We start from the raw sequence: 23,495 nt of genomic DNA, 5'->3' as shown, positions 1-23,495 counted from the left end.
AAGGGGTAACAGTATATTTCCATAGAAAGAACGTGATACTCCCATAAAAAACAATACAAAAATGCTAAAATGAAACTGAAATAGTATGTAAAGGAGGAGCATATGGAACGTAGAGAACTAGAGAAACAGATTATTGAAAAAGAATGGCTCATGTTTCAAAAGGTACAGGACGTGAATGGCAGAGCATCCTGCCAGGATGACTGGACTACTTTTCTGATTATGCGTATTAGCCAGTTTGAAGGCTGGGATATGAATGTATTAGAAAGTTATTATGATGACATTGAGCAGGCGGAAGCACAGGAGAGAAATCTTATCATGGAGAAATATGCCTATATGATGGAGGAGACAGATCCAGTCTATTTCCTGTCCATTAAGGGGATGCTTCCGGAGATTTCAGAAGAGAAACAGTTGATGGCTGAAAAAATCACTTCTATTTACATGGAGTGGGAGAAAGAAGCAGATATTAAATATCCGAATATCAGAAGGCATGGCAGACCGGCAGAAGGAATCGGTGTAGACGGAACAGTAAGTGTTAGAAATTATTTAAAGTGTGAGCTTTATACGTATTCTGTAAAAACACTGGCACTTTTTATTTTGTCAATCGAACATAATCCGGAATATAACCGTTATCTTGCTACAATGCAGAAGATGGTACAGGCATATGGATATTCTTCTTTAGAAGAAGCAGAGAAGGCAATGGCATGATTTCAGACGGGTGTAACTGGCACAGGGAGATAATTGTATATGTCAATGTGTCAGTATACCGGGAGATAAGAAGGGAGAATTGACATGCAGAAAATATTGTTACTGGCAGGAGATTTTACAGAAGATTATGAGACTATGGTGCCATTTCAGGCATTATCTATGCTCGGATATCAGGTAGATGCTGTTTGCCCGGATAAAAAAGAAGGCGAATTTATCAAAACAGCAATTCATGATTTTGAAGGAGACCAGACTTATACAGAAAAGCCGGGACATCTTTTTAAATTAACGAAAACATTCGATGAAGTAGATTTTGATGATTATGTTGGATTATTTATTACCGGCGGACGTTCTCCAGAATATATCAGGATGAATCATAAAGTAATTTCTCTTGTGAAATGTTTTGTAAGAAGTGGGAAACCGGTAGCGGCAATTTGTCATGCGGCGCAGGTACTGACTGCAGCAGATGTTGTGTGTGGAAGAAAGCTTACCTGCTATCCGGCTTTAGCAGCTGAGGTGAAATTAGCAGGAGGAAACTATATTGAAGTTGCTCCGGATGAGGCAGTGGTGGACTGTAATCTTATTACTTCTCCGGCATGGCCAGGAAATACGGCAATTTTAAGAGAGTTTGTAAAAGCTTTAGGTTGTGAGTTCGTTTTTAGATCATAAGGAAATAAATATTATAGATTATGATGGATTTTTGTTTTGAATAGTTATTACAGGAGGTATAGATATGGGATCTCTTTTAGAAGAAATGCATAAGATGCGTTTAAAAGAAAAAATTGAAGAGTTAGAAAAGACAGGAGGTAATCCACATGTAGAAGATCATGGACTTGGAGGAGTCTATCGTTGTAAGGTATGCGGATATATTTTTGATGAAAACAGAGAAGGAAGACCATTTACAACACTTTCTCATTGTCCAATCTGTCATGTAGGACAGCAGCAGTTTGAAAAGATAGAGTGAATGCCTATGAAACTAGAGCGCTTAAATGAACTTTTAAAAAAGCTTGTGCAGATGGAGGATGCCGAAGAGAATCTTGAAATGGTTCCGCTTTATGAGGAAGCGTTAGAACTTTCAAAAGAGATTTATGGAGAGCATAATTTAAAAACCCTGGAAATTTATAATAATTATGGAGGACATCTTCGGAATCTTGGACTTTATGAAAAGGCAGAATATATTTTACGAAAAGCAGTAGTCTGTGCAAAAATTGTGCGGGGAAAAGAGCATCCCGATTATGCGACAACGCTTGTTAATCTTGCCAATTTACTTCGAATGATGAAACAGTGGCAGGAAAGCGAATCTCTTTTTTATCAGGCGCTGGCTCTCTATAAAATAACAATTGGAGAAGAACATTTTATTTATGCCGGAACGATGAATAATTTGGGACTTCTTTATTATGAGATGGGAAATCTTGAAAGAGCAAAGGAATGTTTAGAACACAGCCTTCATATTTTAGAAGGCAAAGAGGAGTATATCATTCCTTATGCAACAACCCTGCATAATCTTGTTGATATTTACAAGAAAGAAGGGGAGATTTTCAAGGCAGAACATACTTTAAAACAAGAAATAGAGATTTACAGACAGCAGCACTATGAAGGAACGGTTCTTTATGCAGCAGCGCTGAATTCTCTTGGAATTTTATACTGTGAAAAGGAACAGTATGAGAAGGCAAAAGCTGTGATGACTGAAAGTGTGGAAATTACGAAAAAACATCTCGGAGAGGCAAGTGATGCCTATAAAACCAGTGTGAAAAATCTGGAAATGATTCATGAGAAACTGCAGGAAAAAAAGATGCAGAAAAATCATGAAATTTTACAGGAAACATTAAAGGGTATGACTTCTGCCGCCTGTGCATCAGAAAGCAATCTGAACTGTGAGAAAGGTTCTGAAGAACGGAACCATACAATAGATAAAGATACGGAAAAAGGATTTGTAAAGGGACTTGATTTGTGCAGAGAGTATTTTAATCAAGTATGTTATCCTCTTTTAGAAAGAGAATTTTCAAATTTCCTTCCGCGTATGGCAGCAGGACTAATTGGAGAAGGTTCAGAGTGTTATGGATTTGATGATGAGATATCAAGAGATCATGATTTTGGACCATCTTTCCAGATTTATATTCCGCAAGAAGATATGCCGATTTATGGAGAACGGTTAAAACAAAGACTCAATACACTTCCAAAAACTTTCCAGGGCTTTGGTGCAAGAATCGAAAGCCAGTATGGAGATGGCAGAGTCGGTGTTTTTTCTATTGAAGATTTTTACAGAAAATTTATTGCAGCGGAAGGGGTGCCGGAAACACTTTCTCATTGGAGACAGATTCCGGAGAATGCACTTTCAACCGTAACTAATGGAGAAGTTTTCTTTGATCATTACGGAAAGTTTACAAAGATTCGCGAGGAACTTCAAAAAGGCTATCCGGAAGATATCCGGTTAAAGAAGATTGCTGCCCGCCTTATGAAAATGGCGCAGAGCGGTCAATATAATTTTCCTCGTTGTAATAAACGAAAGGAATATGTAGCCTCTCGTCTTGCCCTGAGTGAATTTATGTCCGTTTCGATGTCTCTCGTGTATTTATTGAATCATTCATACAGACCATATTATAAATGGGTACATCGGGGATTGTTATCTTTGCCGATTCTTGGAAAGACAGCGTATGATAAGATGCAGAGATTGTCTGTTTTATCTCTGGAAAAAGATTACAAAGAAATGGAATGGATCATAGAAGAATTTTGTGTGGACTGCGTGAAAGAGTTAAAAACACAGGGATTAACTTCTTCTTCTGAAGCATTTTTGCTGATGCAGGGTCCTGAAGTATTAAAAAGAATTAAAGAACCAGCTCTAAGAAATAGTAACCCATGGGTTGAATAACATGTTCTTTTTTATCATATAGTTTTTTTTATCATATACTGATAAAAAAGGAATCATGGCTATGGGAATGACAAATGTAGGAAATTTGTTAGAGTTGAGAAGAATTTACAGCCGTGGTATTACCGGAAAAGGTATTACTACGGCTGTTTTAGATACAGGAATTTATGCACATCCGGATTTCTTTATTCCAAGGAACAAAATAGTATATTTTCAGGATTTTATAAGAAATCGAAAGGGACCTTTTGATGATAACGGACATGGGACTCATGTCAGTGGCATTATCGCATCCGGAGGAAGGCTTGGAGATGGGAGCGGAATAGGAGTAGCCCCGGAAAGTGGAATAGTGATGTTAAAAGTACTTGAAAAAGATGGCAGCGGTAAAATAAAAAATATGCTAAAAGGAATGGAATGGATTCTTTTAAATCATGAAAAATATGGAATTCGGATCGTAAATATTTCTGTCGGTATGCCTGTGAAAAATATAGAAAATCCGGAAGAAGAGGAACTTGTAAAAAAAGTAGAGCAATTGTGGAACACAGGACTTGTTGTCGTTGTAGCAGCAGGAAATGACGGACCGGCACCATATACGATTACAAGTCCGGGCACAAGCCGTAAGGTAATTACTGTGGGAACAGGAAAAGAAGCAGGGGGAGATTATTCCGGACAGGGACCGGTTCCGGGAACCTGCGTTTGCAAGCCGGATATTATTGCTCCGGCGATTAATATTTTAAGCTGTGATAATCATGGGAAAAATTATAAAAGAAGAAGTGGGACTTCCATGGCAACACCGATTGTATCAGGAACCGTAGCCCTTTTATTATCAAATGAACCATGGCTTTCTAACAGAGATGTAAAAATACGCCTGATGCAAAGTGCGCTCGATTGTGGTATGGCAAAAAGCCGGCAGGGATGGGGGCTGTTAAATCCTGAAGGAATATTGAGGATTTAATCAGAAGGCAGCTCTGCTATAAAACGACAAAAAAATATCAGTATATATAATAAAAACAAGAATGTAGTACTAAAAAATACGTTTGAAATTCACAAAAAAATAAATAGAAAACGGAAATTTACAGTATTATTTCATAAAAGAATCTTTTCCGCTAAATGGAGAACTGTTATAATAATAACAGTAAAAATTATAAAGCACACTCAGTAAAGGAGAAGGGAATCATGGCAAACTGTATTACACTTAACCAGACATCTTATCATGGAGCAGGAGCAATCCAGTCTATACCAGATGAAGTAAAGGCACATGGACTCACCAAAGCATTTGTATGTTCTGATCCGGATTTAATTAAGTTTGGAGTAACAAAGAAAGTAACAGATGTATTAGAAGCTGCTGAATTAGAATATGAGATTTATTCTAATATTAAACCAAACCCAACAATCGAAAATGTGCAGACAGGTGTAGCTGCATTTAAAGAATCCGGAGCAGATTACTTTATCGCAATCGGTGGCGGATCTTCCATGGATACAGCCAAAGCCATTGGAGTAATCATTAATAACCCTGATTTTGAAGATGTAAGAAGCTTAGAAGGAGTAGCCCCTACTACAAAACCAACAGTACCGATTATTGCAGTACCAACAACAGCAGGAACAGCAGCAGAGGTAACAATTAACTATGTTATCAAAGATGATGAAAAACAGCGTAAATTTGTTTGCGTAGATCCAAAAGATATCCCTGTCGTTGCTATCGTTGACCCTGATATGATGAGCAGTATGCCATATGGACTTACAGCATCAACAGGTATGGATGCTCTGACACATGCGATTGAAGGTTACATCACAAAAGGTGCATGGGAAATGACAGATATGTTCCATATTAAAGCAATCGAAGTAATTTCAAGAAGTCTTCGAGCTGCCTGTGAAAATGATCCTAAGGGAAGAGAAGACATGGCTCTTGGACAGTATATTGCCGGAATGGGATTCTCTAACGTAGGACTTGGTATCGTTCATTCTATGGCTCATGCATTAGGTGCTGTATATGATACACCTCATGGTGTTGCCAATGCTATCCTTCTTCCTACTGTTATGGCATATAATGCAGATGCAACAGGAACAAAATATAAAGATATCGCTATTGCTATGGGTGTAGAAGGCGTAGAAGATATGACACAGGAAGAATACAGAAAAGCAGCAGTAGATGCAGTGGCTCAGCTTTCTAAAGATGTAAAGATTCCTCAGGACTTAAAAGAAATCGTAAAAGAAGAAGACTTAGACTTCCTTGTAGATTCTGCTTACAATGATGCATGTGCCCCTGGAAATCCAAAGGATGCAAGTAAAGAAGATATCAAAGCATTATATCAATCATTAATGTAATAATTCCTAATTTGATGAACTAAAGAAACGAAAAGCAGAAACTTTATATAGAATAAAATGTGAAGATAGTCGCGGCATAGAAAATGCCTGACAGGCATTTTTAATTGCTCCGACATCACATTTTTATTCTATATAAAGTTTCTGCTTTTCTGTTCTTTGGCGCCAGATGAAATTAGGATTTTGGGTGGGAAAAAAGGGGTTTTCCCAGAAGAATGCGTCAATCCCTTAGGCTTTAATTCTCCGGAAAGTCATAACCTTCTGGAGAACTCCATTCTCGCCAGACTGTAGATTTAGATAGCCAGAAAAAAGAAAAAAATAAGATATTCCAGATGCGGCTTGGGAGCGTGTTTAAGATGCGGACGAGCATCTTAAACACAGCGACTACAGAGCAGATGGGATATCTTATTTTTTTCTTTTTTCGTCTACTACCAAATCTACAAATCAGTATTTTTTTGTGGGAGTTCCAGGTAATTGAGTATTCCTACATAGATTCCATATGCAAATTGATATGGGTTATCAATCATTCGCTGATTATCTTCGTAGTTAGTTATGTATCCGAGTTCCACAAGAACTGCCGGCATTTTTGTATTTTTTAAGACATAGAGAGAAGGTCTGGTGAACACACCATTATATTTGGTGCTTGTTCTCCGCACAATTTCGGATACAATGTTTTGGGCGAGGTACCATGCGGCAGAATTAGCAGAAGAAACGTAAGCTTCGGTGCCGTTAATATCTGGGTTTTCGCTGGCATTTGCATGAATACTGATAAAGTAATCTGCTTTCCAGGTGTTTGCCTGTGTCACCCGTTCTTTTAAGCTGCTTGTATTGCTGTAACCTAAGGTGGTTTGTGGTGTTGGACGGGAAAGGCGGGCCGTAAAACGATAGTCTTCTGATAAAATATCAAAGAGAAAGTGCCCCACCTGGTAGGTGATATCCTGTTCTCGTATTCCAAAACCTTCTGCACCTGCATTGATTCCCTCCGGATTATGTCCTTGATCGATATAAATTTTGATTGCCAAATGATTTCTCCATTTTTCTTTTAATATATTCCTGAGTAAGCTGAAAAATTCCTCTGTAAGAAATTCTGAGCTATAAAAAAGAAGGGATTTATGGTATAGTAAGGGAAATACAAAGTAGGAGTATTATATTATGAGTAATCAGGAAGATAAATTTGATTTTTCGGATTTTGAAGATCTGGGAAGTAAGATTCAAAAAACAATTGATACGGCAACTGCAGAAGTTTTAAAACAGGCAGGTAATGTAAAGGAGGAGGCTTTAAAGCAGGTAGATAAGGCAAAGGAAGAAGCATCCAGGCAGATGGACAAGGCAAAGGAAGAGGCATCCAGACAGATGGATAAAGCCAGAGAAAGTGCAACAAGACAGTTTGATAAAGCAAAAGAGGGTGCAGCAAGACAGTTTGACAGATTTTATGGAGGTCAGAATGAACAGGCATATGTAGATGTGGGGCATGGAAGAAGAGTCATATCAGGAAAGCTCAGGAAGAATCCGGGACTGTATAGTGGACCAGCAGAGATTGCGATAGGAGTGGCAGGGCTTGCAGGTTTTGGAGGAGCCGGTATTGGGCTGGGAGTTACGACCCTCGTAGGTGCGATGGCGACGAATCTGGCGATTGCTTCGGCGGCGATTTTTGTTCCATTTGCGGTAATAAGTGCGGTACTGTTTGGAAAAGGTATCTTTAGCAGCAGCAGAGCCAGAAGAGTGAAACAGTATTCTCAAATCTGGATGGGAAAGCAGTATGTTATGATTGATGATATTGAGAGTAAAGTACGCTGGAACAGAAAGAAGATAATGAAGGATCTTCATTATCTGACAAAGAAAGATCTGATTATCGGGGCGCAGTTAGATGAAGGGGAAACTTGTTTGCTGCTTACGGATGAATCGAAAAGCCAATACGAGAATGCCATGAATGCGAAGAGAGTCAGAGAAGAGGAAGAGGAAAGAAAAAGAGCGTTAGAAGAGGCTATGGAGAATGCTTCTTTTGAGCAAAAAGAGATTTATAGAATAAAGAAAGAGGGGCAGGATTATTTAAAGCAATTGGCAGATATCAAAGCGCAAATAAAATCTCTGGATGTAGTAGTAAAGATTTCGCATATGGAAGTTCTTGCGGCAAGGATTTTTGTCTGTGCTTCTGAACATCCGGAAAGCATTTCGCGGACAGATAAGTTGTTTAAATATTATTTTCCATCGGTGATGAAGCTTCTTAATGTGTATGAAGATATGGAAAAACAGCCGATTCAGGGAGAGAATATTCAGAAATCAAAAAGAGAGATAGAAGAATCTTTAGATACGATAAATCAGGCTTTGGAAAAGTTATTTGACGAAATGTTTCAAAATGTAGCAATGGATATTTCGTCAGATATCCAGGTTTTGGAAGTAATGCTTAAGCAGGATGGATTAACTGAAGATGAACTGCATGCAGATAAGACAGAACCGATGTTAAAGTTTTAAAAATTTTCAGAAAGGAAAAGCCGTTTATGTTTAGCGGCAGGAGGAGCAGGATATGGGCATGGAGATGAGCAGTATTGAAGAAATGTTAAAAGAAGGAGCTACTCTTACATTAGAGCCGGAGACAGCACCAGAACTTCCGGTGGAGGAGGCAAAACCGATTCCTAAGGTGTATGAGGAGGAACAGTATCTTACTGATGACGAGAAAAAACAGGTAGAGTCTTTTGTAAAGCAGATTCGATTAGATGATTCGAATGCTATTTTACAGTATGGCTCAGGTACACAGAAAAAAATGTCAGCATTTTCAGAAGGAACGCTTGAAAAAGTTCGTTCTAAAGATCTTGGAGAAGTTGGAGAACTGTTAAACGGCGTAGTTGTAGAGCTTAAAGGTTTTGATGAAGAAGAAGAAAAGGGAATTAAGGGATTTTTTAAGAAAAAGATTTCCAAGGCTCAGACATTGAAACTTCGTTACAGTAAGATAGAAGGCAATATCGATGAGATCTGTGAGAAGCTGGAAGGGCATCAGGTACAGCTTTTAAAAGACAGTGCAATGCTTGATCAGTTATATGAATTAAATAAAGTATATTTTCGTGAACTGACAATGTATATTCTTGCAGGAAAGAAGAAACTTGAAGAGGAAGAGAATGAGGTCATTCCTGCATTAAGAAAAAAAGCAGAGTTAAGTGGAAGGCAGGAAGATGCACAGGAGGTTAATGACCGCGAAGCATTGTGCAACCGTTTTGACAAAAAGATTCATGATCTGGAGCTTACAAGAATGGTATCTTTACAGATGGCACCACAGATTCGTATGGTACAGTCAAGTGATGTGGAAATGTCAGAAAAGATACAGTCTACTTTGGTGAATACGATTCCTCTCTGGAAGAGTCAGATGATTATCGCTCTTGGAGTAGAACATTCCAGAGCGGCAGCAGAAGCACAGCGTAAAGTATCTGATCTTACGAATGACCTTTTGAAGAAGAATGCAGAGAAGCTGAAAGTAGCTACTGTTGAGACGGCTAAAGAAAGTGAGAGAGGTATCGTTGATATGGAAACACTCGTGGCAACGAATGAAAGCCTTATGAGTACGATTGACGAGGTAATGCATATCCAGCAGGAGGGACGCCAAAAAAGAAGAGAGGCAGAAAGTAAACTTATGCAGCTTGAGGATGAATTGAAAAATAAAATGCTTAATCCGAGAGGGTAATTTGTTTGGATTATGTCCAAAAGGTCATGATTTATTTTTTGACGTACAGTAAAATGCGAATATTTTAATAATAAATATATTCTTTTCTTGTTGTATATTACGGTTTTATTAAAAAATATTGCAAAAGTCACATTTTAGACACATTCAGCGTTTATAATGAGCCTCAGTTAAAGTAATGCGTGATTATAAATATGGAGGTCAAAACATGCTGAACAAGATGAAACGTGTCGCAGCTGGTTTACTTACTGCTGTTTTTCTTTTAAATATATCTGCTGTACCGGGAGTGAATAATGTGACACAGGTTGAGGCGGCAAGCCTTGTGAAAAAGGGAAAGGTAAATACTAAAAAGTTAAATATTCGTGTAAAGAAGAGCATGAAGTCAAAACGAATTACTGTTTTACATAAAGGAGACAGAGTAAAGCTTCTTTCTAACAATTCCAAGTGGGTTGCAGTAGAAGTGAATGGTATGGTTGGTTATACACAGGGAAGATACATTTCTGTAAAGAATGGTGGAACTGCCTCAGATACTACAGTAACTAAGGGAGAGAGTGTTGTTAATTATGCACTGAAGTTTGTTGGTAATCCATACAGATGGGGTGGAACAAGTCTTACTCGTGGTGCTGACTGCTCTGGATTCGTTATGAGTGTTTACAGACATTTTGGAAAGTCTCTTCCACATTCTTCTTATGCACAGAGACGTGTAGGAAGAAGAGTAGGAAGTTTAAGTAAAGCAAAACCGGGAGATATCATTTGCTACAGTGGTCATGTAGCAATCTACATGGGTAATAATAAAGTTGTCCATGCAAGTAATCCAAGAGATGGTATCAAGATTACAAAAGGTGCAGCTTACCGTTCTATCGTAACAATTCGAAGAGTATTTTAATCTTCATACATAAAATGATTAAAAGGTTCCGTCGCAGTAACGGTCTAACGACCGTAACTGCGACGGACTTTTTTTGCGCATTTTCAGCAGAATCTGCTTGCTTTGCCACAGACAGGGGAAACAAAAACAGCTTTTGGCATCGGGCGTGGCGAATGGCGGGGATTCTTGTATTTGCAATGGAATCGGATTCCGAAGATTTATGAAAAAAGCGTGGATGCCTATGGTATAAAGAGCAGATGCTTTGCAGGTTTTGTGTCACGAAACTTGAGAACGAACCCGCCACCGAGCGCGTTGTCTGAGCGGCAGCGAGTTTAGCGCGAATGGCGTTTCCATAAACGTTCGAAAGTTGAGTATCAAAACGCAAGTCGTCTGCGATTATGCCATAGGTCCCACGCTTGTTCATAAAAATATGGCAGCGATTCCATGCAATGCATGAATCCCTGCCATAGGGTAGGGCTGTTTTTGGTGCGACAGCCCCTTTGTACATCATAAAATTTATTCGTAAATATCTATGTAACTTTTTGGATTGTAAAAAGCCTCTTCATTACATCGATAAATCCGCCGCTCCTTATCAAAGGAATCAGGAATATCTCCTTTGAATAAACCATCCCGGAAAGGAATTTCCTGAAAGAATATAGTGTCCGGGCGGGATTTGCCGTTATCGCCTAAGACATAACGAATGCGTTCGATATCGCCATCAAACCATTTTTCTAAAAGAGGAACAAGCTGTTCTCTAAATATCCGGCAAAGAGAGATAAAGGAGTCTTTATCCGGAGATTGAAGGAAAAAGCCTTCTCCTAATTGGTAGTCTGCGCCTAAAAAGTAGGAAAGACGCATATTAAGTGTTGTCATAAGGCGCTGAAGGGATATTCCTTCAATACGCATACCATGAAGAATTTCCGGTTCTGGTGATACAGGACGGATAAAGAAGTCGTGATCAATTGCGCCGGTAATTGTATCTTCACATACAATAGAGTCACAGGTGGCTACAATGTAAAGGTTAGAAGGAAGACGAAACTTTTCTTTGGAAAGAGGCAAAGTTACAGCTGTTTCACTACTGGTTCCCTCCCGGCGGTTTTCGCGTAAGAGAACGGCAGTTTCTCTGAAAAGATGCATCCAGTTTAAGTCCACTTCTTCCATCATAATAACATATCGTCCGTCAGCACATTGGTTAGCAAATTTTTTGAAGATACCGTCTTCTGTAAATGGACCACATTTTCGTTCAATGAAGCCATCATAGCCATCACTGTTGATATCTGGATAAGAAATATGTAAAATGCGGCCTTCATCAACATATTGCTGATAATGTTCGAGTACGTCAGGAACAGGCTCAATATTCATCATATTAGAATCTTTTCCCTCAATGATACCTACAGCAGTCATAATTGCCTGATGGAACTTTCCTGTTTTTACAGGCCCCTTAATTAAGGTGTTTTTTGGATAAAGGCGGAAGCTTTGATCTTTTCGGTCCGGATGTGTGGAAGCAATCGCGTTGTCCGGATAAGGCCAGACAGACTCAGGAGTGATAGAAACAGATGCAGCGATGGGAATTCCGGCACCCGTAGAACTTCCAGAAGACGTAGAAGATGCAGAGGCATTACTGTTTCTATTGTCAGTTATTCGGTTGGTTCCGGCGCCTGTAACAGAGGCAGTGCCAGTAGAGTAATTGCCGGTTTTTCTTGCAGGAACTTCATCATCGTCCGCTTCCAAAGCGGCCTTATTTACGAAAGAAGAAACTTCATCTTCGTGATCAGAGCTAATGTCAGAAGAAATACCCTGAGTGGATTCGTTCTCGTAAGTTCTCTCATCGGAAGAAGAGGTTGTTCCGTAACCCTGTATTGCTTTGGTGATAAAATCGGTGGAGGCAGGTGTTCCGCCCTCTTTATAAATAACTTGTGGTCCTGGAACATCGGAGGCAGGACGATAGGTTAGCTTTGAACCAAGTGCGGCAGCAAGAGGATCTTCTGAGGAAGCGGAAGCTGTGATATCCTCACTGTTTTCGATGGCAGGGTAGTAGTTCTGGCAGATATCGGTATAGTAGGAAGCAAAAATCTCTAAGGAAGTAGAAAAGAGTCCTACGATATCTTCCTCAGACCTGGTTTTAAAGTCATCATAATGATAGAGAACAGATGCCTTTATCTTGTCCCCGAAAGGAGCAAGATCCGAGGCTTCTGCCGGAACAAGTGTTACCTGAAACGGTGCCGCAGTCATGAGAGTAAGCATATTGCATTTATCATGGATATCAAGCATAACTTCTTCATCAGAAACACAAGGAAGATTCAGGGAAACTTCAATATTCAGTTTATCCTCATCTAATACAGTACGAATGCCGATAAAAGCATTGTGCCCGGCATAGGATGGAATATATAAAGAATCCTGAAGTATGCCAGCAATTACACTGGATTGCGGAAGATACCAGTCAGCTTTTGACGCATAAATAAAATTTGGATATTCTTTTAAAATAGCTTCACTTATTTTGTGAAATGTTTCAGCGGCATCTTCACCATCTGCACGAAGAGAAATCGCTTTGTCAGAAGTATCATCCGGAGAAAATACAGTTCCTCCTTGTCTTGACAAATAGGCAGCCATACGAACAAACCCATTTGCGTTGGTCAGTTCAACATAAGATTCATCGACAAGATGTGCATATTCATGCTCGATAAAGTCAGTTAACTTTGTGAGCTTCATATAGCCAAGAATGGAGTAGATGTATGCATTATAATCCACTTCTTCAGGGTCAGGACGTTCCCTCTCTCCTTCAAACTCTCCAGGAAAAGATACACGATAATATTTATAAATATCTCTCAAATAATTAAAGCGATGTCCACGTTCATCGGCGTTACAAATCTGAGTGATGGTGTTCGCATTGACATCCTGTCCATATACTTTCTGAGAACGGGTCTGTACTTCGTATTGCATCAGTAGGATGTCATCAGAACTGATGCCGGGATTGCAGTAATACTTTTCGTAAAGAAGAACGGCAGCAGCAATCCATACAGCATCTTCCTGACTGTAACGTATCTGTAAGCTTCGTTCCACATCGTTCATAAAGGCATAGTATGCCTCTTCTAGTTCTGGGTATAATGCTCCGATGGCTTCTGTTAATTCCGGATGCATTTTCAGCTCTAAAGTTTTAGCATCCGTATTTTTACCCCAGAAAAAGAGATACCACCAATATTCATTCCCTTCATAATCGACTTCAGGATTCATACTGTTTGCCTCACCAAGAAGCTGTCCGGCAGCATTAAGCTGTGAAAGAAGATCTTCCTGAGTGCGGTTACTTTCAAAAGAAAGCTGAAGAAGTGTTGCGGCATGATTAAAAGAAGAGTAAATCTGTTTGAGCAGAGAGATATTGTTCTCATCAAGCTGTCCTGAATTTAAAATATTTGTCCATTGTTCAGTTGTATAGCGGCTTTTGGACTGATAATCTGCTTCGTACTCATAATCACGCTGTCGTTGTTTGTCCGTAATCATAGCTGTTGTCCTTTCTGATAGAAAAACTAAAAATTATAAAGAAAATCCGGATAATATTCCTTGTGGAGATTATCCGGATGTCAGGGTGGTAAATACTGCTTACACTTCAGAAGACGTTTCTTCGCTTTCAGAAGTGTGCCGTTCAATCTTTAAATAAACAATTTCCACCCGGTTTTTATCCATTTTTTTGATTGAATAGAGATAGTTTCCCTCTTTAACCGTTTCCCCCTCTTTTGGAAGATGATCAAGAAGTTCGATCATATGACCTCCAATGGAATCGTAATCGTCCGATTCAATCTCTGTACCGAGAACATCATTTAAATCGTCAAGCTTAGTACTTCCTTCGATTTCGTATTCATCGGTACCGATACAGCGGATAGCATCTGTTTCTGCATCATCAAATTCATCCTTAATATCACCTACGATCTCTTCGATAAGGTCTTCTAAGGTGACGAGCCCGGCAGTAGAGCCATATTCATCAAGAACAATGGCAAAACTGATAGAGTTATTACGCATCTCTTCCATTAAGGTAGAAGTCTTTTGATATTCATAAGTAAAGAATGGTTCTCTCAACACCTTATATATGTCAAATACTTCATTTCGGTGAGTTTCCCTGTAAAAAAATAAATCCTTTAAATTAAGGATACCAATAACATTATCCTTGCTTTCTTCATAAACTGGGAGTCTGGAATACTGTTCTGCTAAAAAGATTTCAACCAGTTCATCATAGGACATATCAACAGAAGCAAAGGCAACATCAATACGCGGAAGCATGATATCCTTCGCTACAGAATCACCAAAATCGAATACATTATTAATAAGTTCTTTTTCTTCTTTTTCAATTACGCCACTTTCCTGACTGACATCCACGATTGTCCGGAGTTCTAACTCGGTCATGGTCTGTCCACTTCCGGGCTTAATTCCAAATAATCTGCATAAAAGCCCACTGAAAAGATTAACCACATAGATTACCGGAGTAAGGATTGTTGTAATCGTATAAATAATTCCGGAATAAACAAGGGCCATGCTTTCATTCTTCATAGTCGCGATTGTTTTTGGAGTAATCTCACCGAAAATTAAAATAAGAAAGGTAAGAATTCCTGTTGCGATACCAACGAAAGTGCTGCTGCTCTTTCCAAGACCTGCCTGTGTGGCAAGACTCATTGCCAGCGTAGTGGTCAGAGAAGAAGCAGTAAGGTTTACAATATTATTACCAATTAAAATGGCACTTAACATCTTCTCTGGTTTCTCTATCATAGAAAGCACTCTGGCAGCTTTTTTGTTGCCCTGATTGGCAAGCGCTCGCATCCGGTGTTTGTTTACCGTAGTAAGGGCTGTTTCTGCAGAAGAAAAAAAAGCAGAAAGCAGTAATAGTATTAACAGAATAATAATCTGGCGTATGGAACTGGGGTCCAAGACATCATCTCCTTTAAAAAATATATTTGTATTATTATATTTTATAAAGGTTGTATTGTCAATCGTGGTGTAAAAATAATCCCCCTCTTTTAACGACTTCTTGCTTGTCGTTTTCGTTAAGTTAGCTCAATAAATATTGTGTTTTATCCATTTTTCTTTTATAATTAAAAACAGGTGATAATGAAGAAGGGAGAGGGAACGTATTGAAGCAATATCTTTTATTTGATCTGGACGGAACGCTGACAGATCCGATGGTGGGAATTACCTCCTCTGTTCAATATGCATTAGAGAAGTTTGGGATTCATGTACGGTATCTGAAAGAGCTGATTCCGTTTATTGGACCGCCGCTTGCAGAATCATTTCAGAAATTTTATGGGTTTTCGAAAGAGGATGCGGAGAGGGCAATACAATATTACAGAGAATATTATGCGCCGAAGGGAATATTTGAAAATGAAGTTTATGAGGGTATTCCGGAGATGCTTGCGCATTTAACAGAAGCAGGGTTTACTCTCCTTGTAGCGACATCAAAACCAACTGTTTTTGCAAGGAAAGTTCTGAAGCATTTTGGTATGGAGGATTATTTTTCTTTTGTAGGAGGAAGTGAATTGGATGGTTCACGTACAAAAAAGGCAGAAGTTATTTCTTACATACTAAAAACCTGTGAAATCAGAGCGAAAGAAGCCATCATGATTGGTGACAGAAGGCATGATATAGAGGGCGGGAAAGCTTGTGGATTAGAATCTGTCGGAGTGCTTTATGGTTATGGAACAGAGCAGGAATTAACAGAAGCCGGAGCAGATCATATAATAAGGACGGTGGCAGAGTTAGAGGATTATCTTAGAAATCAGGGAGAGAATCCAGCGAAACTGACATGGTATGACCGTTTAAAAGGACGGACGGAAGAAGGAAAGGAAACAGATATGATTCGATTTGGAATGATTGGAACGGGGAAGATTGCAGAGAAGTTCTGGCAGGCAAACCGTTATGGAAAAGATTTTGAACTGACTGCGGTATATTCAAGAACATTGGAAAGAGCAAAACAGTTTGGTTTTCAGAAGGGGCAGCTGCAATATTTTGATGATTTAGAGGCTTTTGCAAACAGTGACTGTATTGATGCAGTTTATGTGGCGAGTCCGAACGGTTGTCATTATGAGCAGGTTATGACTTTGTTAAAAGCAGGTAAGCATGTACTTTGTGAAAAGCCAATGGCATCTAATTTAAAAGAAGCACAGGAAATGTTTGCAGAAGCGGAGAAGCAGAACCTGATTCTTTTAGAGGGAATGCGTTCTATTTATGCCCCGTCTTTTCAGAAGATGATTCCGTATATGGAGACACTTGGGACGATTCGAAGGGCTACGCTGCAGTACTGTCAGTATTCTTCAAGATATGATAATTACAAAAGAGGAATTGTGGAGAATGCATTTAAGCCAGAATTATCGAATGGGGCATTGATGGATATTGGTGTTTACGTTGTATCTTGCATGATTCGTCTTTTTGGAGCGCCTAAGGCAATCAAAGCTTCTGGGATTAAGTTGCATAATGGTGTAGATGGGGCAGGAACAATACTCATGGAATATCCGGATATGATTGGAGAGGCGATTTATTCTAAGATTACAGACTCAGCAATGCCAAGTCAGATTCAGGGTGAAGATGCTTCTATGCTCGTACAGGAAATTGAAAATGTAAAGGATTTACGCATTGTAAGAAAAGGCGTAGTGCAATCGATACATTTTGAACAGTCGGATAATATATTGAATTATGAGACACAGGAATTTATTAAGATGATAAAAACAGGTATGGGATGGAAGAAGTCAAAAGAGATTACTTTGGAGACCATGAAGGTTTTAGATGAGGCAAGAAAACAACTGCATATAGTATTTCCGGCGGATAAGAAACCGAAGGAAAAGAAAAAATAAATATAAAAAAGACCGCAAAAGAGAAGGAGAAAAGTCATGGCAGGTCAGACAGAATTTTTACAGGCAATCCAGGAATTAGAGCGTCTTGGAGAAACGAATGGAAATCAATTGTCAATGGAGGAGATCAATGCGTATTTTTCTGATATGAAGTTGGAAGAGAAACAGCTTGATTTTATCTGTAATTATTTTGAATCTCATCAGATTTATATTACAAATCGTATTGAGAGACAGGAAGAAGAAATCGGAGATGAAGAACTTCCGAATAAAGAAGATCCGATGGATGCGGAGATTGTTGCTTTTTATTTAAAAGAGATGGAAAAGGCAAAACAATTATCCGGAGAGCAGGAAATGGTTATTGCAAGAAAGCTTGTAAGCGGAGATGATAATGCGAGAAATCTTCTTATAGAAGCGAATCTTTCCAAGGCAGTACAGATTGCGAAAGAATATGAAGGAAGAGGTCTTCTTTTAAGTGATCTGATTCAGGAAAGTAATATTGGATTGATGGTAGCGGTGAATGAATTTGAACCGGATATAGACAGAGATTTTCAAATGTTTTGTGAGAAAATGATTCGTAAGCATTTAGAAGAAACATTAGAAGAATATAATGCGTCCACCCGTTCAGCAGTGAAGATGGCAAACCGCGTTAATGAGATGAATGATATTGCGACAGCATTTGCCAGAGAATATGAAAGAGAAGCAAAACCGTCAGAAATTGCAGAAAGAATGGGAATTACTGAAGAGGAAGTGCGAGAACTGATGAAAGTATCGTTAGATGCGATCGCAGTATTAGATCAATCGAAATAAATAATATAATAATTTAGGATTCTCAACATATAATGTAACTATCCGGAGATAGATAAATCTCAGGAATTGTACCACATATGCGATAAGTGGGTATTATAATATTTATAATAAAAAGAGGAAAAAAGATGAGATATGAAGAAGAACTGATTGATGAGGTCAGAGAGAAAAATGATATAGTCGATGTGATTTCCTCTTACGTTTCATTAAAAAAGCGAGGTTCAAACTATGTAGGACTTTGCCCCTTCCATAATGAAAAGACCCCATCCTTCTCTGTTAGCAGGGACAAGCAGATGTATTATTGTTTTGGCTGTGGACAGGGTGGGAATGTCTATACATTTCTTATGGAATATAACCGTCTTTCCTTTGTGGAGGCGTTGCAGGAACTGGCAAAAAGAGCAGGAGTAGAACTTCCGGAAAGGGAACAGACAGCAGAGGAAAAACAGCAGGCAGATGCCAGGTTAACGCTACGGGATATGAATAAAGAAGCGGCGGTCTATTTTCATTATCTTTTAAAAAGTAAGAGAGGAACACAGGCGCTTGTTTATCTGAAGGATCGAGGCTTGAGTGATGAGATGATCAATCAATTTGGCCTTGGTTATGCAGATATTTACCGAGATGATCTGTATCAGTATTTGAAAGCAAAGGGATTTTCGGATTATCAGATGAAGGAATCTTCTCTTGTTAATATTGATACGGTCAAAGGGAACTATGATAAGTTTTTTAACAGGGTCATTTTTCCGATAATGGACATTAACCAAAGAGTGATTGGATTTGGTGGTCGTGTGATGGGAGAGGGGGAACCAAAGTATCTAAATTCCAGAGAAACTATTTTGTTTGATAAAGGAAGGAACTTATATGGGTTAAATTATGCGAAACGTTCAAGAAGTAAGTCACTTATTTTGTGTGAAGGATATATGGATGTCATTTCCCTTCATCAGGCAGGATTTACAAATGCGGTCGCACCTCTTGGAACAGCATTTACACCGAATCAGGCAATGCTTTTAAAAAGGTATACCAATGAGGTTATTTTATCCTTTGACAGTGATGGAGCTGGAGTGAAAGCGGCACTCAGGGCATTACCGATTTTGCGGGAAAATGGTCTTCGTGGCCGGGTGTTGTCAATGAAGCCGTATAAAGATCCGGATGAATTGATTAAGGCAGAAGGACAGGAAGGTTATCAGAAAAGAATAGAGGAAGCTGAGTCAGGCCGGATGTTTGAGTTGCTTGTCTTATATGGACAGTACAATCAGCAGGATCCGGAAAGCCGGACAGAGTTTATTCATGAAATAGCAAAGAAACTGGCGCAGATTGAAGAGCCGTTAGAGAGACAGACATATCTGGCATCCGCAGCGAATCGTTTTATGATAAGAAAGAATGATCTTGAAAATCTGGTCAACCGTTATGGGCTTGGCTATCAGTATGAAAAGGTAAATGAGCAGTATAAGACTCCGCCGGAAACGGAAGAACGGCGGCAGGAAAAAAAGAAAAGTAATAAAAACCAGCCGCAAAGACTTCTGCTTACCTGGCTTGTAGAACATCCGGAAATGTATCAGTATATCCGGGCTTATATCGGAGCCGATGATTTTATCGAGCCATTATATCATTCAGTAGCAATTATGTTGTTTGAACAGTTAGACAACGAAGAGAAAATAAATCCTGCGGCAATCTTAAGTCGTTTTACGGACGCAGAAGAACAAAAAGAAATCGCAGCAATTTTTAATACACATTTAAAATACGGACTTTCCTCCGAAGATGAAGATAAAGCGCTCTCAGATGTGGTGCGTAAAGTGAAGCTTGCAAGCATAGAGGATGAAATGGTTCATACCAGTGATATTGTGCGCTGGCAGGAACTTTTATCACTTAAAAATAAAATGCAGAAATTTAGTATAAGCCGGTCATAAACCGGGTTATACTAAGAGTACAGGTATAATGTATTCGCGGAGTATTCATTGCGCTTGATTTTATGCACTTGCTTTTATAAGAAGATTCCGAGGGCACATATATAATGATTTGGAGGGTTTATTTTGGGCAGGAAAGAACAGATTTTTGGCAGCCAGATGAATTGTCTGCTTGAGAGAGCAAAGAAGCAGAAAAATGTAGTGGAACTTCAGGAGATAAAAGAAGTTTTTCAGAAGGGTTCACTGACACCGGCACAGTTAGAAGGGATTGTTTCTTATCTTGAAGAAAGAAAAATCGATGTACTGACCATGTCTGAAATAGATTCTGATGAGATAGAACAAAGTGATGTGTTTCCAGAAGAAGTGGAGAAGGAATACGAAGCAAAAAGAGAGGATGAATCGGAGATTTTACACTCTGAAAGAGGAAGTGCAGAAGATCCGGTTCGCATGTATTTAAAAGAAATCGGAAGAATTCCTTTGCTAAGTTCTGAAGAGGAAATTGAGCTTGCCAAGCGTATGGAAATGGGAGACGAGGAAGCAAAAAAGAAATTGTCTGAAGCGAATCTTCGCCTCACCGTAAGCATTGCCAAACGCTATTCCGGAAGAGGAATGCAGTTCCTTGATTTGATACAGGAAGGAAATCTTGGTCTAATTAAAGCCGTAGAGAAGTTTGATTATCGTAAAGGATATAAATTTTCGACATATGCTACATGGTGGTTACGACTAGTTACTGCATAACAAAAACTAAAAAAATATAATATCCTCCACAAATTCGTTGGGGGATATTTTTATTTCTTTTACAATGCTTTTCCAAAACACCTGCTTACCTTGTTCGTCTAACTGCATATACATATCTTTCCAACCGTCAGGAAATCTGCTTTGTATTTTTTTCTTAGTTTCTAGTTCTTCCGTTGCGGCGGTCTGGGATAGTTCTTTTAATTCATTTGATATAGCCTCATATCTTTCGTCATAGTATTCTTCTGTTATCCTGCCTTTTTCAAACATCTTGTTGATTCTTCCCAACTCACTGGATAATTTTTTCTTTCTTTTTTCCACATCGTTTCCGGCTGCCTTCACACGACCTTCTGCCCTTAATACGTCTGACTGTATTTTTTCTTCGATGTGGTTAAGCATATATGTTTCTAATTTTGGTTCAGATCGCGTGTATGTTTTATGCTTTTTCGCGGCAGATCGAGGGCATTGATACACTTTATACCTCTTTTCTTTCTTGGCCATCGTGCGCCCAGAAAATTTATAACCGCAAATCGGGCAACGTATCAGCCCAGAGAAAATATAAATCCGCCTTTTGCAATCTACCCAACTTTTTTGGCTGGATACCTCTTTAATTCTTTGCGCCTGTTCCTCTGTTATGTATGGCTCGCAGTAGTTCTTTACACCGTACATTTCCCCATGGTACGCCGGGCTGGACATAATTTTTACTATCCTATTTCTAGTCCTTATAAAATCAGGGTATTTGCTCAAAATATAGTCGGCGGTACCCCATTTGGAAAACGTCTGGAAATAATGCTCAAACATATCCTCGATCATTCCACACGTCTTTTCGTCTTTTACAATCTTTTTCCCTTCTACGCGATAACCTACCGGCACTTTTCCACCTATATACTCTTTGTTCTGGCGTTTAAACTCCATAACAGACCGTATTTTTTCGCTATCCCTGTCAGCCTCTGCCTGCGCTACAGATAACATGATGTTAACTTTAAAAATTCCCTGACTTGTTTCTGTCTCGTAATCCTCCCAGATAGCCCGCCAAGGCACTTTACACGCATCAAGGACACTTTGTACCTCGTAGTACCCCGCAACGGCTCTAAACCACCTGTCAAGGCGTGTAAAGAGTATTATATCAATTTCATGTTTCTTGCAATCCTCAAGTAACTGTAAGAGGGCAGGGCGTTTTGTGTATTTTTTACGTGCAGATATGCCGGCATCGTTATAAACGCCAGCAACCGTATAACCTTGCTCATCACAATATTTTTCAAGTGCATCTATCTGTGAATCAACGGACAATCCGCTGTTTTTCTGCTCTTGCGTGCTTACTCGCACGTATAAAGCGGCTCTTTTCATTTATTCCCCTTCCTGCCTTCGTACCTCCGGGGCGGGTGCTGCCAATTATAGCTGCTAAGTCTATCTATTAGCTTTTTTCTTCTTGGTTTCCCATTGTTTGGGATAATGTTCTGCGTACCATTCCAAAAATGGACCATGCATTTTTTCTTCCGCCTCTTTTCTTGCAGCAATGGCGTCTTTTTTATTACTATAATAACCAAAAAAATAATTTTGCCCTTGAAACATCATTGCTGCATACCATTTTTGCTTTCGCTTATTGTAGTATACCCCAGTAGTTCCGGACGTATTATTTTTTCTGACTCCTTGTGTGAGATCGGTCACTAACGTGCCCTCCACCAAATAGGGGTTGTCAAAAAAACCTTTATGGCACTTTCTGCAAGAGCGAGTATTTCCACTCTTCAAATTATTAGATTTTACGCTGACGGTATTCCCACAATCACATCTACAAAGCCATTTTCCGTCCTTATCATAATCAATAACAGTCAGCGAGCCGAATCTTTTCCCGCGAATGTCTTTTTTGAATTTTTGCCCGCACACTTGACACCTGGTAGTGTCTTTTAAGTGTGAGCTACTCAGTATCTGCTCGCACCCGCATCGAATGCATTTACACCGATATATTTTGTTCCCGAGGTATTCGACAGCTTGCATATCACCGCGGGTTACCCCTACCAACGATCTCCTTGACATGTTATTTCCTCCTAAAAGATATATAAAACTTCTGCATCCTCCATGATGATGTCACCATCGTTGATGTCATATTCTACGCGATCTGAGCCAAGAACAACAAATTTCTCCTCTGGAAGGCAGCAAGGATATTCTTTTTTAAATCTTTCAATGGTCTTCTTGATGACCTCAAGATTTCCCTCATCGCTGTCCATGTCGTCAAAAAGGATGGCTCTTGCGGACGTTCCTTCCGCCTCCTCTGGCTCTGTCTGATATGTTGATAAATCGTTCTCAACGTCCCAGTAAAAGGAGTTGCGGGCGATGTCGCCGACTTTATAATCTTCATCGGCACAGGTTCTTCTAATTCCAAAACTATCATAGCTGCTATTTTTGATCGCTTCTAAAACTTTCATTTTTCTTCCTCCTTTTTAGTAAACTACACACTCTTTAGCTACAACTGCTCTAAGATTTTTAAGCTGAGATACCCATACTTTCTTAGCTGGATTCCATTTTGCATCAAAAATGTATTTGATGTGTTTTTTTACTTCGAAAGTTTCTCCAGATATTTCTCCGTTCTCAAGATTGATTGTTAAGTCGCGACCGCTAAACATAACGTTAACTACTTCTGGCATTTCCTTAGCCAATACTGCCTGTTTCGCTTCTCTCCATGCATCTCTTAAGCAAGCACTGAAACTCATTCTAGGATATCTTTTCTTTGTTTCCCATGCGTTTTTCATAATGTTTGATAAGTTGTATCTTTTAACTGTTTTTTTCATTTCTTTGTATCTCCTCTCTTGAT

General features: G+C 39.2%; 19 protein-coding genes and 1 pseudogene. 13 read left to right on the top strand and 7 right to left on the bottom strand.

Annotation, left to right across the window (positions count from 1 at the left end; translation table 11 throughout):
• The first annotated feature begins 102 nt into the window (after positions 1–102).
• The 6 genes from EHLA_RS10750 to fucO all read left to right on the top strand — a co-directional run bounded on the left by EHLA_RS10750 (position 103) and on the right by fucO (position 5,890).
• Positions 103–705 (top strand): DUF4125 family protein, encoded by a 603-nt coding sequence (locus EHLA_RS10750; protein WP_021907243.1) that lies wholly within the window; start codon positions 103–105, stop codon positions 703–705.
• A gap of 84 nt (positions 706–789) precedes the next feature.
• Entirely contained in the window at positions 790–1,371 is a 582-nt protein-coding gene (locus EHLA_RS10745) for a DJ-1/PfpI family protein (protein WP_021907244.1), read from the top strand.
• Between the two features lie 64 nt (positions 1,372–1,435).
• Complete coding sequence (locus tag EHLA_RS10740) at positions 1,436–1,666, top strand: rubredoxin-like domain-containing protein (protein ID WP_096240827.1); 231 nt, start codon at positions 1,436–1,438, stop codon at positions 1,664–1,666.
• 6 nt (positions 1,667–1,672) lie between these two features.
• The gene (locus EHLA_RS10735; RefSeq protein WP_162290860.1) at positions 1,673–3,571 is read left to right on the top strand and encodes a tetratricopeptide repeat protein; all 1,899 of its coding nucleotides are present in this window, start codon (positions 1,673–1,675) and stop codon (positions 3,569–3,571) included.
• A gap of 61 nt (positions 3,572–3,632) precedes the next feature.
• The gene (locus EHLA_RS10730; RefSeq protein WP_021907247.1) at positions 3,633–4,520 is read left to right on the top strand and encodes a S8 family peptidase; all 888 of its coding nucleotides are present in this window, start codon (positions 3,633–3,635) and stop codon (positions 4,518–4,520) included.
• Between the two features lie 221 nt (positions 4,521–4,741).
• A complete protein-coding gene (fucO, locus tag EHLA_RS10725) occupies positions 4,742–5,890 on the top strand; it encodes a lactaldehyde reductase (protein WP_021907248.1) in 1,149 nt (382 codons plus the stop codon).
• Positions 5,891–6,324: 434 nt separating this feature from the next.
• Here fucO and EHLA_RS10720 read toward each other — a convergent pair whose 3' ends face one another.
• Positions 6,325–6,909 (bottom strand): N-acetylmuramoyl-L-alanine amidase family protein, encoded by a 585-nt coding sequence (locus EHLA_RS10720; protein WP_021906949.1) that lies wholly within the window; start codon positions 6,907–6,909, stop codon positions 6,325–6,327.
• A gap of 130 nt (positions 6,910–7,039) precedes the next feature.
• On the opposite strand from EHLA_RS10720, the gene EHLA_RS10715 reads away from it, so the two are divergent.
• The 3 genes from EHLA_RS10715 (at position 7,040) to EHLA_RS16380 (ending at position 10,443) form a co-directional block, all read left to right on the top strand.
• Positions 7,040–8,359 carry a 5-bromo-4-chloroindolyl phosphate hydrolysis family protein gene (locus EHLA_RS10715; RefSeq protein WP_096240825.1) on the top strand — a complete coding sequence of 440 codons (1,320 nt, stop codon included), beginning with the start codon at positions 7,040–7,042 and terminating at the stop codon, positions 8,357–8,359.
• 52 nt (positions 8,360–8,411) lie between these two features.
• A complete protein-coding gene (locus EHLA_RS10710; RefSeq protein WP_021906947.1) occupies positions 8,412–9,560 on the top strand; it encodes a toxic anion resistance protein in 1,149 nt (382 codons plus the stop codon).
• A gap of 205 nt (positions 9,561–9,765) precedes the next feature.
• Positions 9,766–10,443: a C40 family peptidase gene (locus EHLA_RS16380; RefSeq protein WP_162290859.1), complete on the top strand. Its 678-nt coding sequence runs from the start codon at positions 9,766–9,768 to the stop codon at positions 10,441–10,443.
• A gap of 495 nt (positions 10,444–10,938) precedes the next feature.
• Here EHLA_RS16380 and EHLA_RS10695 read toward each other — a convergent pair whose 3' ends face one another.
• Positions 10,939–13,917, bottom strand: coding sequence for a hypothetical protein (locus EHLA_RS10695; protein ID WP_096240823.1), 2,979 nt, complete (start codon positions 13,915–13,917; stop codon positions 10,939–10,941).
• Between the two features lie 99 nt (positions 13,918–14,016).
• Positions 14,017–15,333, bottom strand: a complete 1,317-nt coding sequence (locus EHLA_RS10690; RefSeq protein WP_154580531.1) for an HlyC/CorC family transporter — start codon at positions 15,331–15,333, stop codon at positions 14,017–14,019.
• Between the two features lie 203 nt (positions 15,334–15,536).
• Here EHLA_RS10690 and EHLA_RS16915 point away from each other — a divergent pair, with 203 nt between their 5' ends.
• From EHLA_RS16915 to EHLA_RS10670, 4 genes and pseudogenes are all read left to right on the top strand, one after another.
• Complete coding sequence (locus EHLA_RS16915; protein WP_096240821.1) at positions 15,537–17,249, top strand: HAD hydrolase-like protein; 1,713 nt, start codon at positions 15,537–15,539, stop codon at positions 17,247–17,249.
• Positions 17,250–17,285: 36 nt separating this feature from the next.
• Positions 17,286–18,053: a sigma-70 domain-containing protein gene (locus tag EHLA_RS10680; RefSeq protein WP_096240820.1), complete on the top strand. Its 768-nt coding sequence runs from the start codon at positions 17,286–17,288 to the stop codon at positions 18,051–18,053.
• Positions 18,054–18,178: 125 nt separating this feature from the next.
• Positions 18,179–19,954 carry a DNA primase gene (gene dnaG / locus EHLA_RS10675; protein ID WP_096240819.1) on the top strand — a complete coding sequence of 592 codons (1,776 nt, stop codon included), beginning with the start codon at positions 18,179–18,181 and terminating at the stop codon, positions 19,952–19,954.
• Positions 19,955–20,110: 156 nt separating this feature from the next.
• A pseudogene (locus tag EHLA_RS10670) lies at positions 20,111–20,674 on the top strand (sigma-70 family RNA polymerase sigma factor); the annotation flags it as partial.
• Between the two features lie 21 nt (positions 20,675–20,695).
• Here EHLA_RS10670 and EHLA_RS10665 read toward each other — a convergent pair.
• From EHLA_RS10665 to EHLA_RS10650, 4 genes are all read right to left on the bottom strand, one after another.
• A complete protein-coding gene (locus EHLA_RS10665) occupies positions 20,696–22,033 on the bottom strand; it encodes a recombinase family protein (RefSeq protein ID WP_096240818.1) in 1,338 nt (445 codons plus the stop codon).
• A 60-nt stretch (positions 22,034–22,093) separates the two neighbouring features.
• A complete protein-coding gene (locus EHLA_RS16120; protein WP_123864855.1) occupies positions 22,094–22,354 on the bottom strand; it encodes a hypothetical protein in 261 nt (86 codons plus the stop codon).
• A 377-nt stretch (positions 22,355–22,731) separates the two neighbouring features.
• Entirely contained in the window at positions 22,732–23,109 is a 378-nt protein-coding gene (locus EHLA_RS10655; RefSeq protein ID WP_096240816.1) for a hypothetical protein, read from the bottom strand.
• Positions 23,110–23,124: 15 nt separating this feature from the next.
• Positions 23,125–23,472 carry a hypothetical protein gene (locus EHLA_RS10650; RefSeq protein ID WP_096240815.1) on the bottom strand — a complete coding sequence of 116 codons (348 nt, stop codon included), beginning with the start codon at positions 23,470–23,472 and terminating at the stop codon, positions 23,125–23,127.
• Positions 23,473–23,495 lie beyond the last annotated feature (23 nt).

The sequence above is a fragment of the Anaerobutyricum hallii genome, from assembly GCF_900209925.1.
Lineage (GTDB): Bacteria > Bacillota > Clostridia > Lachnospirales > Lachnospiraceae > Anaerobutyricum > Anaerobutyricum soehngenii.
Note: the sequence above shows the minus strand (reverse complement) of the source record. Positions and strands in the feature narration are given on the sequence as shown.

Bases quoted from the DNA above. Each gene is read 5' to 3' on its own strand.
- EHLA_RS16380 (WP_162290859.1), top strand. From the start codon at position 9,766: ATGCTGAACAAGATGAAACGTGTCGCAGCTGGTTTACTTACTGCTGTT.
- EHLA_RS10695 (WP_096240823.1), bottom strand. From the start codon at position 13,917: ATGATTACGGACAAACAACGACAGCGTGATTATGAGTACGAAGCAGAT.
- EHLA_RS10735 (WP_162290860.1), top strand. From the start codon at position 1,673: ATGAAACTAGAGCGCTTAAATGAACTTTTAAAAAAGCTTGTGCAGATG.
- EHLA_RS10730 (WP_021907247.1), top strand. From the start codon at position 3,633: ATGGGAATGACAAATGTAGGAAATTTGTTAGAGTTGAGAAGAATTTAC.
- EHLA_RS10715 (WP_096240825.1), top strand. From the start codon at position 7,040: ATGAGTAATCAGGAAGATAAATTTGATTTTTCGGATTTTGAAGATCTG.
- EHLA_RS10745 (WP_021907244.1), top strand. From the start codon at position 790: ATGCAGAAAATATTGTTACTGGCAGGAGATTTTACAGAAGATTATGAG.
- EHLA_RS10710 (WP_021906947.1), top strand. From the start codon at position 8,412: ATGGGCATGGAGATGAGCAGTATTGAAGAAATGTTAAAAGAAGGAGCT.
- EHLA_RS10750 (WP_021907243.1), top strand. From the start codon at position 103: ATGGAACGTAGAGAACTAGAGAAACAGATTATTGAAAAAGAATGGCTC.
- fucO (WP_021907248.1), top strand. From the start codon at position 4,742: ATGGCAAACTGTATTACACTTAACCAGACATCTTATCATGGAGCAGGA.
- EHLA_RS10655 (WP_096240816.1), bottom strand. From the start codon at position 23,109: ATGAAAGTTTTAGAAGCGATCAAAAATAGCAGCTATGATAGTTTTGGA.
- EHLA_RS10680 (WP_096240820.1), top strand. From the start codon at position 17,286: ATGGCAGGTCAGACAGAATTTTTACAGGCAATCCAGGAATTAGAGCGT.
- EHLA_RS10740 (WP_096240827.1), top strand. From the start codon at position 1,436: ATGGGATCTCTTTTAGAAGAAATGCATAAGATGCGTTTAAAAGAAAAA.
- EHLA_RS10650 (WP_096240815.1), bottom strand. From the start codon at position 23,472: ATGAAAAAAACAGTTAAAAGATACAACTTATCAAACATTATGAAAAAC.
- EHLA_RS10665 (WP_096240818.1), bottom strand. From the start codon at position 22,033: ATGAAAAGAGCCGCTTTATACGTGCGAGTAAGCACGCAAGAGCAGAAA.
- dnaG (WP_096240819.1), top strand. From the start codon at position 18,179: ATGAGATATGAAGAAGAACTGATTGATGAGGTCAGAGAGAAAAATGAT.